The 14,998-nt window shown below is 65.7% G+C and carries 13 protein-coding genes and 1 riboswitch; of the genes, 6 read left to right on the top strand and 7 right to left on the bottom strand.

What is annotated here, in order from left to right; all coding sequences use genetic code 11:
* Positions 1 to 98: 98 nt before the first annotated feature.
* Complete coding sequence (locus AC6HZP_RS07950) at positions 99 to 1,850, bottom strand: ABC transporter ATP-binding protein/permease (RefSeq protein ID WP_497526135.1); 1,752 nt, start codon at positions 1,848 to 1,850, stop codon at positions 99 to 101.
* 244 nt (positions 1,851 to 2,094) lie between these two features.
* Between AC6HZP_RS07950 and AC6HZP_RS07945 the strand changes: the two genes are divergently transcribed.
* Positions 2,095 to 2,718, top strand: a complete 624-nt coding sequence (locus AC6HZP_RS07945; protein ID WP_497526134.1) for a L,D-transpeptidase — start codon at positions 2,095 to 2,097, stop codon at positions 2,716 to 2,718.
* 39 nt (positions 2,719 to 2,757) lie between these two features.
* On the opposite strand, the gene AC6HZP_RS07940 is transcribed toward AC6HZP_RS07945, so the two are convergent.
* Positions 2,758 to 3,423, bottom strand: a complete 666-nt coding sequence (locus AC6HZP_RS07940; protein ID WP_497526133.1) for a TetR/AcrR family transcriptional regulator — start codon at positions 3,421 to 3,423, stop codon at positions 2,758 to 2,760.
* 250 nt (positions 3,424 to 3,673) lie between these two features.
* Between AC6HZP_RS07940 and AC6HZP_RS07935 the strand changes: the two genes are divergently transcribed.
* The 3 genes from AC6HZP_RS07935 (at position 3,674) to AC6HZP_RS07925 (ending at position 8,309) form a co-directional block, all read left to right on the top strand.
* Positions 3,674 to 4,921: an HlyD family secretion protein gene (locus AC6HZP_RS07935; RefSeq protein WP_497526132.1), complete on the top strand. Its 1,248-nt coding sequence runs from the start codon at positions 3,674 to 3,676 to the stop codon at positions 4,919 to 4,921.
* 164 nt (positions 4,922 to 5,085) lie between these two features.
* Positions 5,086 to 6,654, top strand: coding sequence for a DHA2 family efflux MFS transporter permease subunit (locus AC6HZP_RS07930; RefSeq protein ID WP_497526131.1), 1,569 nt, complete (start codon positions 5,086 to 5,088; stop codon positions 6,652 to 6,654).
* 155 nt (positions 6,655 to 6,809) lie between these two features.
* Positions 6,810 to 8,309: an MDR family MFS transporter gene (locus tag AC6HZP_RS07925; protein WP_201403039.1), complete on the top strand. Its 1,500-nt coding sequence runs from the start codon at positions 6,810 to 6,812 to the stop codon at positions 8,307 to 8,309.
* A 98-nt stretch (positions 8,310 to 8,407) separates the two neighbouring features.
* Here AC6HZP_RS07925 and AC6HZP_RS07920 read toward each other — a convergent pair whose 3' ends face one another.
* The 4 genes from AC6HZP_RS07920 to thiM form a co-directional block, all read right to left on the bottom strand.
* Positions 8,408 to 8,986 (bottom strand): glyoxalase superfamily protein, encoded by a 579-nt coding sequence (locus tag AC6HZP_RS07920; protein WP_497526130.1) that lies wholly within the window; start codon positions 8,984 to 8,986, stop codon positions 8,408 to 8,410.
* A gap of 186 nt (positions 8,987 to 9,172) precedes the next feature.
* Positions 9,173 to 10,765, bottom strand: a complete 1,593-nt coding sequence (gene aceB, locus AC6HZP_RS07915) for a malate synthase A (RefSeq protein ID WP_497526129.1) — start codon at positions 10,763 to 10,765, stop codon at positions 9,173 to 9,175.
* Positions 10,766 to 10,868: 103 nt separating this feature from the next.
* Positions 10,869 to 11,513 (bottom strand): thiamine phosphate synthase, encoded by a 645-nt coding sequence (thiE, locus tag AC6HZP_RS07910; protein WP_201403036.1) that lies wholly within the window; start codon positions 11,511 to 11,513, stop codon positions 10,869 to 10,871.
* Positions 11,513 to 12,358, bottom strand: a complete 846-nt coding sequence (gene thiM, locus AC6HZP_RS07905) for a hydroxyethylthiazole kinase (RefSeq protein ID WP_497526128.1) — start codon at positions 12,356 to 12,358, stop codon at positions 11,513 to 11,515. The genes thiE and thiM overlap by 1 nt, the downstream gene beginning before the upstream one ends.
* A gap of 49 nt (positions 12,359 to 12,407) precedes the next feature.
* A riboswitch (TPP riboswitch) is annotated at positions 12,408 to 12,519 on the bottom strand.
* Between the two features lie 144 nt (positions 12,520 to 12,663).
* On the opposite strand from thiM, the gene AC6HZP_RS07900 reads away from it, so the two are divergent.
* A complete protein-coding gene (locus tag AC6HZP_RS07900) occupies positions 12,664 to 13,284 on the top strand; it encodes a TMEM175 family protein (RefSeq protein ID WP_497526127.1) in 621 nt (206 codons plus the stop codon).
* An 80-nt stretch (positions 13,285 to 13,364) separates the two neighbouring features.
* The gene (locus AC6HZP_RS07895) at positions 13,365 to 13,628 is read left to right on the top strand and encodes a DUF1488 family protein (RefSeq protein WP_201403033.1); all 264 of its coding nucleotides are present in this window, start codon (positions 13,365 to 13,367) and stop codon (positions 13,626 to 13,628) included.
* Between the two features lie 41 nt (positions 13,629 to 13,669).
* Here AC6HZP_RS07895 and glcF read toward each other — a convergent pair whose 3' ends face one another.
* Entirely contained in the window at positions 13,670 to 14,974 is a 1,305-nt protein-coding gene (gene glcF / locus AC6HZP_RS07890) for a glycolate oxidase subunit GlcF (RefSeq protein ID WP_497526126.1), read from the bottom strand.
* Positions 14,975 to 14,998 lie beyond the last annotated feature (24 nt).

The following is a 14,998-nucleotide window of genomic DNA, read 5'->3' as shown; positions in this document are numbered from 1 at the left end:
AATTCATTACACGCCTGACCGAAACATAGCTGCGACACGACACACTGTTCGACAGAGGTAAACAATTGCGTCCATAGAGCCTCACGGGAAATACAATCTCAGGCCGGCGCCAGCGCCGGCTCGGACCGCTCGACGAGCACATGACTGCCGCCGCCGTTCTCGACGAGTTCGAGGATGCGGTCATGCAGCACCGTCAGGCTCGAGCGATGGCCGATCGAGATCACCGTCGTCTGCGGCAGCCTTTCGCGGATCAGATTGTAGACGGCGGCCTCGGCTTTCTCGTCGAGCGCGCTCGTCGCCTCGTCGAGCAGCAGCCAGTCGGGCGCGGCGAGAATCGCGCGGGCGATGGCGACGCGCTGTTGCTCGCCGCCCGACAGGCGGTTGCCCCAATGCACATTGACGTCGAGCTCGGGCACCAGCCGCGACAAGCCAACCGCCTGCAGAGCGTCCTCCGCCTGCTCCGTCGAGAGCGTTTCGGGATCGCGCGGATAGGCGAGCGCGGCGCGGATCGTACCGAGCGGCATGTAGGCCCCCTGCGGCAGGGTCAGCAGATCGGCCCCCTGCGGGATGTGGATCGAGCCGTTGCCGAACGGCCAGATGCCGCTGAGCGCCCGGAACAGGCTCGACTTGCCGGAGCCGGAGGGACCGGTGAGCAGCACACGCTCGCGCGGCACCAGCGTCAGCGCCGGCACATCGACGATCTCGCGGCCGTCCGGAAGATGGACGGTCAGGTCGCGGATGACGAGATCCGACGCAGCGCTGTCGGGCTGCAGCGACGGCCCCTGCCGCTCTAGCTCTTCGGAATGCTCGATCGCATGCTCGAAACCGTCGAGACGATCGACCACCGCCTTCCAGCCCGCCAGGGTGGAATAGGCCGTGACGAAGAAGGAGAGCGCCCCCTGCACCGTGCCGAAGGCGGAGGCGACCTGGGTCAGGCCGCCAAGCTCGATCGTGCCGGCGAAATAGAGGGGGCTGATCAGGATGAACGGAAAGATGACGGCGAGTTGGCTGTAGCCGGCGGTCAGGAAGGTCAGCCGCTTGGTCCGGCTCATGATCTGGTAGAAATTGGAAAGCACCGAGCCGAAGCGGTCATAGAGACCGGCGCGCTCGGCCGGCTCGCCCTTCAGCAGTGCGACCTCCTCGCCGTTCTCGCGCAGGCGCACCAGTGCGAAGCGGAAGTCGGCTTCAAAGCGCTGCTGCTGATAGCTCAGCGCCACCAGCGGCTTGCCGACCCAGTGCGTCAGCGCCGTGCCGATAATCGCGTATCCGAGCGCCAGCCAGACAAGATAGCCCGGAATGGCGTAGCTCTTGCCGAAGATGATCAGGGGCGCCGACGAGGACAGGCTCCAGAGGATGAAGATGAAGGTGATGAGCGTGACGATCTGGCCCAGCAACGCCACGCCGATCGACAGCGCACCGTCGGTAAAGCGGTCGGCGTCCTCGGCGATACGCTGGTCGGGATTGTCGGCGGGATTACCGGCCAGCCGCATGCGATAATGCGTGCCTTTCGCCATCCAGCCGTTCACGTATTTCTGCGTCAGCCAGTTGCGCCAGCGGATCTGCAACCATTGCGAGAAGTAGAGCTGATAGACCGTGGTAATGATCGTCAGCGCCGCGATCCAGGAGAACACGACGAACATCTGGTAGGCGAAGGTCGACCAGTCCTTCTTCTGAAGGGCTGTATAGAAATCGTTGTTCCAATAGTTGAATTTTACGTCCAGCCAGACATTGAAGAGCCTGAGCCCGATGACGACGGCCAGCAGGCCGAGCGCCACCCACATGTCTGATGAACGAAAATAGGGAAGCGCGATCCTCAGCACGGTCGCCAGTGCTGACTTAAGCTTGCGCATGTAGATCTCCAACCGGCACAGGTGGCCTGACTGTCGGCCCCACTATCGCGGCGGGCGTCTGACGGCGAGATGGCCGCCACGTTACCGAAACTTAATGAGCCAACTGGAGAATGCAGGCTCTGTGATCGCAATCACAATCACGGCCCCGTGATTCGCACGAAGGTTGCCGCTGATAGACCGCGATCCTATCGTGCGAATATTCAAAACGGCGCTTCATGGCGCAAACCGGCCTGATAGGGGGGACATGATGAATTTCAAACGCACCTTGGCAGCTTCGCTTCTCGCCGGAGCGGTGTCCTTCACCGCCGGCGGCACGGCCCATGCCGAGAACTTCTTCAAGATGCTTTTCCAGGGCAGCGACAATTTCCGCCCGCAGGCCTCCGGGCCGGGCGCCGCGGTTCCCTACAAATACCAGCGCCAGCGCGTCCGCTACGAGACCAACGAGAAGCCCGGCACGATCATCATCCACTCGGACGAGAAGTTCCTCTATCTCGTCGAGGGCAACGGCAAGGCCATGCGCTACGGCGTCGGCGTTGGCCGCGAGGGCTTCGGCTGGAAGGGCAATGTCACGGTCGGCCGCAAGGCGGAATGGCCGGGCTGGACGCCGCCGGCCTCGATGCGGGCACGCGAGCGCGCCAAGGGCCGCATCCTGCCGGCCTATATGGAGGGCGGCCCGAAGAACCCGCTCGGCGCCCGCGCCATGTATCTCTATCGCGGCGGCCAGGACACGATCTTCCGCATCCACGGCACCAGCGAGCCCTGGACGATCGGCCACAACGTGTCGTCGGGCTGCATCCGCCTCGTCAATGCCGATGTGAGCGACCTCTATTCGCGCGTGCCGATCGGCACCAAGGTCGTCGTCCGCTGATATGGGAGTCGGGCGGCTCCGGCCGCCCGCCCGCTCGGATCAGCCGGCGGTGGAAACCGCCTGCTGCGCCCGATAGGACCGCATGAACACGACGACGGCGCTGTCGACACGGCGCGCGATTTCCGCGGCGTTGGGGGTATCGATGACCCCGAACAGGACGCTGCGCATGACACCGCTCTGCGACAGTTCGACGAACTGCTGGGCGGCGAGCAGGCAATCCTCGATATCGAGCACGCCTGCCTTGGTCTGGGCATCGAGATATTTGGCGAGCAGCTCCGTGCAGAGCAGCGGCCCGTTCGAATAGAACTCGACCCCGATCTCCGGCATCCGGTTGATGATCGAGAACACCGACCGCATCGCCTTGATGTAATAGGGCTTGGTCAGGATCTCGCAGAGCTCCCGGCCGAATTTCTTCAAGACCGCCTCGACATCGTGGTTTTCGAAATCGAGCGTGACGATCCGGAAAAGCTCTTCGCGTTTCTCCGACGAGATCAGCTCGACGAACAAACGCTCCTTGTTGGCGAAATAGACATAGAGCGTGCCCTTCGAAACGCCCGCGGCCCGCGCGATGTCGTTCATGCTGGCCGCGTCGAAGCCCTTCTCCAAAAAGACCTGGCTGGCGCCGCGCATGATCTGCTCGCGCTTTCGTGAATCCTGCCCTGCCCCATCCTCTTGGGCAATGTCAGGCGTATCTACGAATGCCACGGTCTTTCTCCCTTCCCGGGCGCCCTGGCCGCCAGCGGCCTTGAATCGCGTCCGTTTCGTCGTCGTTTCAAAAATACCAAGAAGCGGCGGCCCATCCAATCAACGCCAACTTGTGTTGCAGCGCAGAATTTTTTTGACCGAACCGTTCAGTTCGATCTTGATTTAGGCGATCGATGGGATTAGTTCAAGCACCCAATGACCGAACCGTTCGGTCAACGAGCTTTTCGGGGCAGAAGGACAGAGCCAAGTCATGGCAAAGGTCGCACTTGTCGAGAACCCTGACGATACCGGCGTCTCCGAGCTGGAGCCGATCCAGCGCAAGACCGCCGATTCCACACCGCCGCCGCCCGCGGCCGCGCCGATCGCCGAGCGCCCCTCCACGCCCGGCTCCGATGGCGAGGTCAAGATCGCGGCTGCCCCACCCCCGGCCAAGCGCGGCGGGCGACGGCGGTTTCTTCTCCTGACGGTGGCCGTCGTCGCGATCGCGGCCGGCAGCTATTTCGGGCACGAATGGTGGACGGTCGGCCGCTTCATGGTCTCGACCGACGACGCCTATGTCGGCGCCGACACATCGACGGTCGCCCCGCGGCTTCCCGGCTATGTCACAAAGGTCGCCGTCGCCAATAATTCGGCGGTGAAGACTGGCGATCCGCTCGTCTATCTCGATGATTCCGATCAGAAGCTCGCGGTCGAGGCGGCGCAAAACCAGATCGCCGCGCAGCAGGCTGCGATCGACCGGATCGACAAGCAGATCGAGGCCGGCAAGGCTAGTGTCGAGCAGGCCCGTACGGCCATCACGACCGCCAATGCCGACGCCGAGCTCGCCGTCGCCGATCTGGACCGCGCCACGCAGCTGGCCAAGAACCAGTTCGCCACCCAGCAGGCCCTGCAGCAGGCGCAGGCGACCAAGGACAAGACCAGCGCGGCGGTCCTTTCCGCCAAGGCCGGCCTGACCACGGCCGAGGCCAATGTCGGCGTGCTGCAGGCGCAGCGCGTCGAAGCCGAACGGGCGCTGGACCAGGACCAGACGACGCTCGACCAGAAGAAGCTCGATCTCGAGCACATGGTCGTGCGCGCGCCGTTCGATGGCGTGATCGGCAATCGCGCGGTGCAGCCCGGCCAGTATGTCGCCACCGGTCAGCGCCTGCTGGCCCTGGTGCCGCTGCAGGACGTCTATGTCGACGCCAACTTCAAGGAAACGCAGCTCGACCGGATCCGGCCCGGCGCGACCGCGAGCGTCAGCGTCGACGCCTATTCCGAGACGCCGATCACCGGCACGGTGGATAGCGTCGCGCCGGCATCGGGCGCCGTCTTCAGCCTGCTGCCGCCGGACAACGCCACGGGCAACTTCACCAAGATCACGCAGCGCGTGCCGGTCCGTATCCGCATTCCGGCTTCGGAAGCCGCCAAGGGCCATCTGCGCCCGGGCCTTTCCGTCGTCGTGGATATCGACAGCCGCACCGGCGACAGCGCCCGCGTGGCGGCGACGACGAACTGATCCACCAGACGTTCTCCCCCACGGGGAGAACCGCGAGAGAGGGCGGGCAGAGCCGTCCCTACCGGCCCCGCCCGCCCTCTCTCGTCCCATTCCGACCGTCCGCGCACGGCCGTGCCGCCGGGGGATAGTCCCGGTATTCGGGGCCAGAGCCCCAGGAGACGATCATGGCCGGTCCCCAGCAGCCCGCCCTGCCCGAAATGACTCCGCGCCGGACGCTTGGCTTCGTCGCCATGGCCGTCGGCATGTTCATGGCGATCCTCGACATCCAGATCGTGTCGTCGTCGCTGACCGAGATCCAGGCCGGCCTTTCGGCCAGCGCGCAGGAAATCTCCTGGGTGCAGACGGCCTACCTGATCGCCGAGATCATCATGATCCCGCTGTCGGGCTTCCTCGGCCGGGCGCTTTCCACCCGCTATCTCTTCGCCATCGCGGCGGGCGGCTTCACCATCACCTCGATCGGCTGCGCCACCTCGAGCTCGATCGGCGAGATGATCGTCTGGCGCGCCGCCCAGGGCTTCATCGGCGGCGGCATGATCCCGGCCGTGTTCGCGGCCGCCTTCACGATCTTCCCGCCCAACCGCCGCGCCATGGTTTCGGCGATCGTCGGCCTGATCGCGACGCTCGCGCCGACCGTCGGCCCGACCATCGGCGGCTACCTGACCAATCTGTTCTCCTGGCACTGGCTGTTTCTGGTCAACGTCATCCCGGGCATCTTCGTCACCATCGGCGTGCTTTCCTTCGTCGACTGGGACAAGCCCAACTTCAAGCTGCTGCAGCATTTCGACTATATCGGCCTGATCACGCTCGCCGCCTTCCTCGGCAGCCTCGAATATGTGCTCGAAGAGGGCTCGGCCAACGATTGGTTCCAGGACGAGACCATCGCCTCGCTGGCGGTCGTCACCGTCGTCGCCGGCGTCCTGTTCTTCTGGCGGGTGCTGCGCGCCAACGAGCCGATCGTCGACGTGCGCGCCTTCCAGAACCGCAACTTCGCGACCGGCGCGCTGTTCTCCTTCATGCTCGGCGTCGGCCTCTACGGCCTCGTCTATCTCTACCCGGTCTATCTGGCGCGCGTGCGCGGCTACGATTCCCTGCAGATCGGCGAGACGATGTTCGTCACCGGCCTGTTCATGATGATGACCGCGCCGATCGTCGGCCGGCTCGGCCAGAAGATGGACCCGCGCTACATGATGGCCTTCGGCCTGGCGCTGTTCGCTCTGTCCTGCCTGGAGCTGGTGCCGATCACCAAGGACTGGGCCTTCAGCGAGCTGTTCATCCCGCAGGCGATGCGCGGCGTCGCGCTGATGACCTCGATGATGCCGGTCTCGATGCTCGCCCTCGGCACGCTGCCGCCCGAGCGCATGAAGAACGCCTCCGGCCTGTTCAACCTGACGCGCAACCTCGGCGGCGCGGTCGGCCTCGCCGTCATCACGACGATCCTCAACAATCGCTGGGACCTGCACATCACGCGCCTGCACGAGCAGGTTCAGTGGGGACGCGAGGCGGCGACCGAGCGGCTCGACCTGATGACCAAGGGCTTCGCCGCGACGCTGGGTTCCGACGCCAACATCGCCGCGATCAAGACGCTGACCCTCTCGGTCAAGCGCGAGGCTCTGGTGATGGCGTTCTCGGACGTGTTCCTGGTGCTCGCCGTGATCTTCGCGGGCATCGTCCTGCTGGTTCCCCTCGCCCGCAAGCCGCAGGCAGCACCTGCCGGCGGCGGTGGCGGACACTGATGCCGGACCGCGACGGCGGCGAGATCGTCGCCGTCGCGGATTGAGCTCGCGGGGTATCGGGTCTAAGGTCCGATACCCGATTGAACCGAGTTTGATCCGGCACCCCTCCTGACCTGCCCCTTCCCGGCCGGCCAAACTACATTGGCGACTTTTCCATGGATGCTTCCGTTTCCGCGCGGCCCGGCCCGCCTCCGCTCGACCATGCCACCGTCCGCTCGATCATTCTCGGCGTCATGCTGGCGATGTTCCTGGCGGCGCTCGACCAGACCATCGTCGCGACCGCGCTGCCGACGATCGGCCGCGAGCTGGGCGATCTGCAGAACATCGCCTGGGTGGTGACCGCCTACCTGCTCTCCTCGACCGCCGTGACTCCGCTCTACGGCAAGCTTTCCGACATTCACGGCCGGCGAACCGTGCTTCTGATCGCCATCACGATCTTCATCCTCGGTTCGATCGCCTGCGCCGCCGCCCCGACCATGACCGGGCTGATCCTCGCCCGCTTCCTGCAGGGCCTCGGCGGCGGCGGGCTGATCTCGCTCGCCCACACCATCATCGGCGACGCGATCTCGCCGAAGGAACGCGCCAAGTACATGGGCTATTTCGGCGCCGTGTTCGCGCTGGCGAGCGTCGCCGGCCCGGTGCTCGGCGGCGTGCTTTCCGAGGCGCTGCACTGGTCGGTGATCTTCTGGATCAACGTGCCGCTCGGCCTCGTCGCCTTCGCCATGACCTTCAACGCCCTGAAGAAGCTGCCGCGTAACGATCGCCCGCACAGGCTCGACGTCATCGGCGCCGTGCTTCTGGTCGCGGCCGCCGTGCTGCTCCTGCTGGCGCTGAGCTGGGGCGGCGTTTCCTATCCGTGGGACTCGCTGCCGATCATCGGCCTGCTCGCCGCCTCGCTGGTCGCCTGGGTGCTGTTCGTCACCCGCGTGCTGACGGCGCCCGAGCCCTTCCTGCCCGTCGGCGTGCTGCGCGACCAGGTGGTGGCGACAGCGACGCTTGCCGGCTTCTTCGGCATCGGCACCATGGTCGGCCTGTCGATCTACATGCCGCTGTTCTTCCAGTCGGTGCTGCATCTCTCGGCGGCGGAATCCGGCTTCGCGCTGATCCCGCTCTCGATCGGCACCGTGTTCGGCGCCCAGTTCTCCGGCCGCGTCATGGCCCGCGTCCAGCACTACAAGCGCTCGCCGACCATCGGCCTCTCCGTCGCCATGATCCTGACCGCCGTGCTCGCCGTCTTCGCCGGCAGGCTGGAGCTCGTCTCGATCGAGATCCTGCTGACCTTCATCGGCGCCGGCCTCGGCACGCTGTTCCCGGTGACGATCGTCGTGGCGCAGAACGCCGTCCAGGCGCATCACCTCGGCACGGCAACGGCGACGATCAACTTCATGCGCTCGCTCGGCAGCGCCATCCTGGTGGCCGCCTTCGGCGCCATCTTCCTGGGCGGCCTCGGCGCGATTTCGGGCGGCGAAGGCACCTCGGTCGAGGCCAAGATCGCCGCGGCGTCGGAAGCCGGCGTCTCGCTCGCGGGCGCCTTCTCCGGCGTCTTCATCGCGGCGACGATCTGCATCGCCATCGCGCTGGCGCTGCTGGTCATCATGGAAGAGCGTCCGCTCCGGGGCGGCCGCGGCCCCGCGCCTTCCGCCGTCGAAGTCTAGAAACAGAAAAACCCATCCCGATCGCTCGGGATGGGTTCGATCACGTGTCCGCCGACCTGAGGCGCACTTCCGAAACGCCCGATCTCGGGTGGCGCGCTCTAGCCGGCACCGTCGGCGCGCAGCGCATTCGCCTCGTTGAAGCGGATGCGGTTGCCGAACGGATCCGGCACCTCGACCATCCGCGCGTCGTAGCCGGTCTTTTCGAGACCGGGACGCGAATAGCCATACTTCTTGCCGAGTAGTTCGCGGTGAAAGGCCTCGATGCCGCGCATCCAGACGAACACGGTCGAGCCGGGGCTGGCGTCGCCGTGATGCTCGGAGAGATGCAGGACCGCGCCGGCGCGCGACACCTGCGCGTAGAGCGGCATCCCTTCGGCGTAGCGATGTTCCCAGTCGACCGCGAAGCCGAGGAAATCGCGATAGAACTCCATCGCCTTGGCGATATCGAAGATCCGCAGGATCGGGATTACCTGCTTGAACTGCGGGCCTGCCGCCGTTTCCGGCTCGGCCGGCTTTGCCTCCACCGCCAATTCGGCCGCGAGGATGTTCCAGTCGTCGAACCCGAACTGGCGGGCGACGATCTCCAGCGTTTCGCTATGGGAGAGTTCGATCTGGCGCTCGGCCATCGCGGCGCGGAGCGCCTTTGCCATGGCTTTGGCATCGCGAAAATCGCGCATGTTTCCTGTCCTTTGCCTCAAGGCGAACGCGGTTCCATCAGCGCTTGCATTGCTGAGGCGTTCGCCGGGAGCAAACGGATCAGGCTCAGTCCTTAACGATACATTCACCCTACCCCGAAGGGCGCAAGCGGCAGGCTGTATCAGCCTGCCGCGATCTTACTGGACGCGAATAGCGCGTCAATCGGCTCAGTCGATGAGCTTGTAGGCGGGAACCGTCAGGAAGGGCTCGAAGGTCTTGGCGGTCGAGAGGTTCGCAAACAGCTCGATCGCCTCCGGGAAGCGGCCGGCGGCGTAATTGTCCGGGCCGACCTCGCCCTTCACCACTTCCATCTCCTCGGCCAGAGCACGGCGGAACAGCTCTTCCGTCACCTTCTGGCCGTCCTCGAGCGTCGCCTCGAAGTTCAGCTGCTGCCAGATCTGCGCGCGGCTGATCTCGGCCGTCGCCGCGTCTTCCATCAAATTGTAGATCGGCACCGCGCCGCGGCCGCGCAGCCACGCCTCGATATACTGGACGCCGACGCGGATGTTGTGGCGAAGGCCCGCCTCTGTCCGCGTGCCCTCATGGATGGCGAGCATGTCCTTCTGGCCGAAGGAGACTTCCTCGCGCAGCTTCGAGAGCTGGTTCGGCGTCGGCATCAGGCGGTCGAACACTTCCATCGCGACCGGCACGAGGTCCGGATGCGCGACCCAGGTGCCGTCATGGCCGGCCTTCGCCTCGCGCTCCTTGTCGGCCTTGACCCGCTCGAAGGCGGCGGCGTTGGCTTCCGGGTTGTTCTTGACCGGGATCTGCGCCGCCATGCCGCCCATGGCGAAGGCGCCGCGACGGTGGCAGGTCTTGATCAGAAGCTCCGAATAGGCGAGCAGGAACGCCTTGCCCATGACGACCTGGCCGCGATCCGGCAGCAGGAACGCCTTGTTGTTCCGCAGCGTCTTGATGAACGAGAAGATGTAGTCCCAGCGGCCGCAATTGAGGCCGGCCATGTGATCCCTGAGCTCGTAGAGGATCTCGTCCATCTCGAACGCCGCCGGCAGCGTCTCGATCAGGACGGTCGCCTTGATCGTGCCATGCGCGAGGCCGAGCGCTTCCTCGGCATAGGTGAAGACCTCGTCCCAGAGGCGGGCTTCCAGGTGGCTCTCGGTCTTCGGCAGGTAGAAATACGGGCCGGATCCCTGCGCCAGCGCCGCCTTGGCGTTGTGGAAGACGTAGAGGCCGAAATCGACCAGCGAGCCGGACGCGTCGGCGCCGTCGAAGGTGATGTGGCGCTCGGGCAGGTGCCAGCCGCGCGGCCGGATGATCAGCACGGCCGGGTTGGGGCCGAGCTTGTAGTCCTTGCCGCGCGGATCGGTGAAGTCGATCTTGTTGGCCCAGCGATCTTTCAGGTTGATCTGGCCTTCGACCATGTTGGCCCAGACCGGCGACGAGGCGTCCTCGAAGTCGGCCATGAAGACCTTCGCGCCGGAATTCAGCGCGTTGACGATCATCTTGCGATCGACCGGGCCGGTGATCTCGACGCGACGGTCCTGCAGGTCGGCCGGGATCGGCGCCACCTTCCAGTCACCCTCGCGGATCGCCTTCGTCTCCGGCAGGAAGTCCGGAAGGCCGCCATTGTCGAAGAAGACCTGGCGCTCGTTGCGGAATTCGAGCAGGGCGCGACGCTTGGCATCGAAACGGCCATGCAGTTCGGCGACGAAAGCGAGCGCCTCGGGCGTCAGGATCTCGTCAAAGCGGGGGCCGATGGCGCCCTTGACGACGAGGCGTTCAGCGTTGGTGGCGGACATGGTCTCTCCTCGGTGGCACGTTGGAGCGGACTATGCCACGCCACCCTCTTCAACTGAACCTGCAGGAACAGGGCAGAACTTGTTCCAGGCGGGAATAAGTCGCCTATTTCTGCGAACGGAAGCGGGCGATGCGATCGGCGAAATCGCGCGCGGCGCGTTCCGGGTCTTCCGCCGCGATGATGGCGGAGACGATGGCGAGACCGTCAGCGCCGGCAGCGAGCGTCGGCTCGACATGCTCCGCCTTCAGCCCGCCGATGGCGACGACCGGCAGGCCGGACGCCGCCTTGATGCGGCCGAGATGCTCGAAGCCGATCGGATCGCGCGCATTCGCCTTGGTCGCCGTGGCGAAGACCGGGCCGACGCCGAGATAGTCGATCGGCGCGAGGTCTTCCGGCGTCAGTTCCTCGAACTGCGCCGCCGACAGGCCGAGGATGCGATCGGGGCCGATCAGCTCGCGCACCTTGGCGACCCGCATGTCGCTCTGGCCGACATGCACGCCATCGGCATCGACCGCCAGCGCCACGTCGACGCGATCGTTGATGATCAGCGGAATGCCGCGCGGGCGCAGAAGGTCCACCAGCGCCTGCGCCGTCGCCACGAAATCGCGGGTCGAGCCCTGCTTGAAGCGATGCTGGACGAGCGTGACGCCGCCGTCGATCGCGGCGCGGACCGCCTCGACCACGCCGCGCGGGCCGGCCAGGTCCTCGTCCGTGACGAGATAGAGCGAAAGATCGAAAGGACGGCTCATCAGACATTCACCTCTTCAACGGTCTTGATCGTCGCATAGCGCTCGACGAGGGCGGCGTCGGCTCCGTAGAGCGCGTCGCAGAGTTCGGCGGGAAGATGCCCCGGCCCGGTCACGCGCTCCGCGGCAGCGGCGCCGGCCGCGCCATAGACGGCGAGCGCCGCGACGGCGGCCTCGAAGGGCGGACGCACGGCGGCGAAGGCGGCGACGGTGGCGGACAGCGCGCAGCCGAGCGCGGTCGAGAGCGGCATCAACGGGCTGCCGCCGGTGATCGCCACGACATGGGTGCCATCGGTGACATAGTCGGTCTCGCCGGTGATCGCGACGACGGCGCCGCTGGCTTTGGCCAGCGCCTTGCCAGCCTCGAGCGCGGCGTCGGAGGAGGCGGTCGAGTCGACGCCCTTGCCCCCTGCCCCGGCCGCGCCCGCGAGGCTCATGATCTCGCTGGCATTACCGCGAATGATGGCGGGGCCGGCCCGGCTCAATTCGACGGCGAAATCGGTGCGGAACTTGGTCGCGCCGCAGCCGACCGGATCGAGGACCCACGGCTTGCCCAGGGCGACCGCCTGCGCGGCGGCCTTGCGCATGCCGGTCAGCCAGTCCGGCGACAGCGTGCCGATATTGATGACGAGCGCGTTCGAGATCGCGACGAACTCGTCGACCTCGGCTTCGGAATGCACCATCGCCGGCGACGCGCCAACGGCGAGCAGCACATTGGCCGAAATCGTCATGGCGACATAGTTGGTGATGTTCTGCACCAGCGGCCGGGCGGCGCGCAGGGCGTCGAGGGCGCTGACGGCCTCGGCGATCGAGACTTGGTGGGTGGCAGATTGGGGGGTGGCAGACATGAAAAGACGTCCTTTGCTAAATAGCAGGACGGAACGATGGCAAGAGCATCTACGCGCTTGGCTCAATCCCTCCGCCGGCATGATCCGGATCAGGTTCGCGGGTTAGTCCGAAGACCTCTCAGCCAGGATTCGGATGAATCAGGGCACCCCGATGAGACGGTCGGAAACCTATCACGGGCGGGCCGGCGCGCAAGCGGAATGCGCTCGGCGTCCCTTCACCTCGCGCCAATGACGGACCGCAGAACGGGACTGGAGACTATCCCCGCGAACGCGTAGCGTAGGCTTGGCACAACGCGGAGCGCGCCATGGGCAAGAGCCGGATCGAAGCATTCAGCGACGGTGTCATCGCCATCATCATCACGATCATGGTGCTGGAGCTGCAGGTCCCCCACCACGTGGACCTTCCCGCGCTGCTGCCACTGCTGCCGGTCTTTCTCAGCTATGTGCTGAGCTTCATCATGATCGGCATCTACTGGAACAACCACCACCACATGTTCCATGTCGTCCATCACGTCCGGGGCGGCGTGCTCTGGGCCAATCTGCACCTTCTGTTCTGGCTGTCGCTGATGCCGTTCACGACCGCCTGGATGGGCGAGAACCACATCGAATCTCTTCCGGTGGCGCTTTACGGCTTCGTGCTGATGATGTCCGGCGTCGCCTACTACATCCTCGCCCGTTCCCTCATCGCGCTGGAGGGGCAGGACTCGGCGTTGGCGATCGCCTTCGGCCAGGATCGCAAGGGCAAGATCTCGGTGCTGATCTACGCCGCCGCAATCGTGCTCGCCTTCGTCAGTCCGTGGATCGCCATCGCCTGCTATGTCGTGGTGGCCTTGATCTGGCTGGTTCCCGACCGCCGCGTCGAAAGGGTGTTGCTGGCCGCCCCGGCGCATGGGAACACACCGGGACCGAATGCGCCGCGCCCCTGATCGGGACGATCCAGCCTCGCCAATCGCAGTTTGGGACATTCGCGCAATCATTCGGGCTTGATCGGGCGTATACTGGCGGCATGAGCATCCAGTTCCCCAATCGAAGCCGCAGCTATAGCGAGACGCACCACCGCATTCAGTTCTGGGGGCATGACCAGTCGCTGGAGGTGTCGTTCTTCCTGGAGGCCGACGCGCTGGAGCGGATTCATCCCGATGCCGCGCAGGACGAGGCTTCGGCGCTTCGGGCCTTCGATGCCAACCGGACGCGGATCGAGCACGCGGCGATGCGGCTCTATTCCCGCCACGCCCACGCTTCCTACACGCTCACCGCCCGCGATATCTGATACGGAGGCGCCGGGCGGAAGACCGCCCGGCCCCGGCCGCTTCAGTTCGCGATGCCGGCCGGCTTCGGGCCGCCATAGGCCCAGTCGAGCAGCTCGATCGTATGGACGACCGGCACGCCGGCGCCGTCGGAAAGCTGCGTGATGCAGCCGATATTGCCGGTGGCGACGACATCGGGCGCGACCTTGGCGATGTTGCCGAGTTTTCGCGATTTCAGCTGCTGCGACAACTCCGGCTGCAGCATGTTGTAGGTGCCGGCAGAACCACAGCAGAGATGCCCCTCCGGCACGTCGCGGACGGTGAAGCCGGCCTTCGACAGCAGCGTCTTCGGCGTCGTCTTGATCTGCTGGCCGTGCTGCATCGAGCAGGCCGAATGATAGGCGACGGTGAGAGCCTTCGGCGCCGCGACCGGCGCGAGCTTCAGGCTCTCCAGATACTCCGTGATGTCCTTGGCAATCGCCGAGACCCGCTTCGCCTTTTCGGCATAGGCGGGGTCCTCGCGGAACATGAAGCCATAGTCCTTGATCGTCGTGCCGCAGCCCGACGCGGTGATGATGATGGCGTCGAGGCCCTCGCCGTCCATCTCGGCGATCCAGGCGTCGATCGTCCGCTTCGCCGTTTCATGCGCCTGGCTGGACTTGCCCATGTGGTGCGCGAGCGACCCGCAGCAGGTCTCGCCTTTGGCGATCACCACCTCGACGCCGACGCGGTTCAGGAGGCGGATCGTCGCCTCGTTGATGCCGGGATCGAGCACCGGCTGCACGCAGCCGGAGAGCAGCGCGACCCGCCCACGCTTCTCGGCCTTCGTCGGGAAGGTGCCCGGCCCTTCCGAGGCGGTGCGGCCATGCGGGAAGCGCGGCGCCAGCTTCAACATGGCGCTGATGCGCTTGAAGCCCGGCACCTTGCCGATCGGACCTGCGAAAGGTCGCGCGGCGGCCGCTGCGACAAGCGCCAGCCGGAAGCGGTTGCGGTGTGGCATCACGGCGGCGAGCGCCGCACGGATTGCCTTGTCGGCGATCGGCCGGTCGTAGGTCTCCTCGATATGCGCGCGGGCATGATCGACCAAGTGCATGTAGTTCACGCCGGACGGACAGGTCGACATGCAGGAGAGGCAGGACAGGCAGCGATCGACATGCTTCACGACCTGCTCGTTGGCGGGCTTGCCGCCTTCCAGCATGTCCTTGATCAGGTAGATGCGGCCGCGCGGACTGTCGAGCTCGTCGCCGAGCAGCACATAGGTCGGACAGGTCGCCGTGCAGAAGCCGCAATGCACGCAGGTGCGCAGGATCTTCTCGGATTCACGAACATCCGGGTCGGCGAGCTGGGCAAGGGAGAAGGAGGTTTGCATGGATCACTCTGCCGCCGCGGGCGG

The organism is Kaistia sp. SLG-1 (assembly GCF_059699055.1).
The sequence above is the reverse complement of the archived record's forward strand: the minus strand, read 5'-3'. Positions and strand labels throughout refer to the sequence as shown.

Coding starts and splice junctions, on each gene's coding strand:
- AC6HZP_RS07920 (WP_497526130.1), bottom strand. CDS start 8,986: ATGCGCGATTTTCGCGATGCCAAAGCCATGGCAAAGGCGCTCCGCGCC.
- AC6HZP_RS07935 (WP_497526132.1), top strand. CDS start 3,674: ATGGCAAAGGTCGCACTTGTCGAGAACCCTGACGATACCGGCGTCTCC.
- AC6HZP_RS07945 (WP_497526134.1), top strand. CDS start 2,095: ATGATGAATTTCAAACGCACCTTGGCAGCTTCGCTTCTCGCCGGAGCG.
- AC6HZP_RS07930 (WP_497526131.1), top strand. CDS start 5,086: ATGGCCGGTCCCCAGCAGCCCGCCCTGCCCGAAATGACTCCGCGCCGG.
- AC6HZP_RS07925 (WP_201403039.1), top strand. CDS start 6,810: ATGGATGCTTCCGTTTCCGCGCGGCCCGGCCCGCCTCCGCTCGACCAT.
- thiM (WP_497526128.1), bottom strand. CDS start 12,358: ATGTCTGCCACCCCCCAATCTGCCACCCACCAAGTCTCGATCGCCGAG.
- aceB (WP_497526129.1), bottom strand. CDS start 10,765: ATGTCCGCCACCAACGCTGAACGCCTCGTCGTCAAGGGCGCCATCGGC.
- AC6HZP_RS07950 (WP_497526135.1), bottom strand. CDS start 1,850: ATGCGCAAGCTTAAGTCAGCACTGGCGACCGTGCTGAGGATCGCGCTT.
- glcF (WP_497526126.1), bottom strand. CDS start 14,974: ATGCAAACCTCCTTCTCCCTTGCCCAGCTCGCCGACCCGGATGTTCGT.
- AC6HZP_RS07895 (WP_201403033.1), top strand. CDS start 13,365: ATGAGCATCCAGTTCCCCAATCGAAGCCGCAGCTATAGCGAGACGCAC.
- thiE (WP_201403036.1), bottom strand. CDS start 11,513: ATGAGCCGTCCTTTCGATCTTTCGCTCTATCTCGTCACGGACGAGGAC.
- AC6HZP_RS07900 (WP_497526127.1), top strand. CDS start 12,664: ATGGGCAAGAGCCGGATCGAAGCATTCAGCGACGGTGTCATCGCCATC.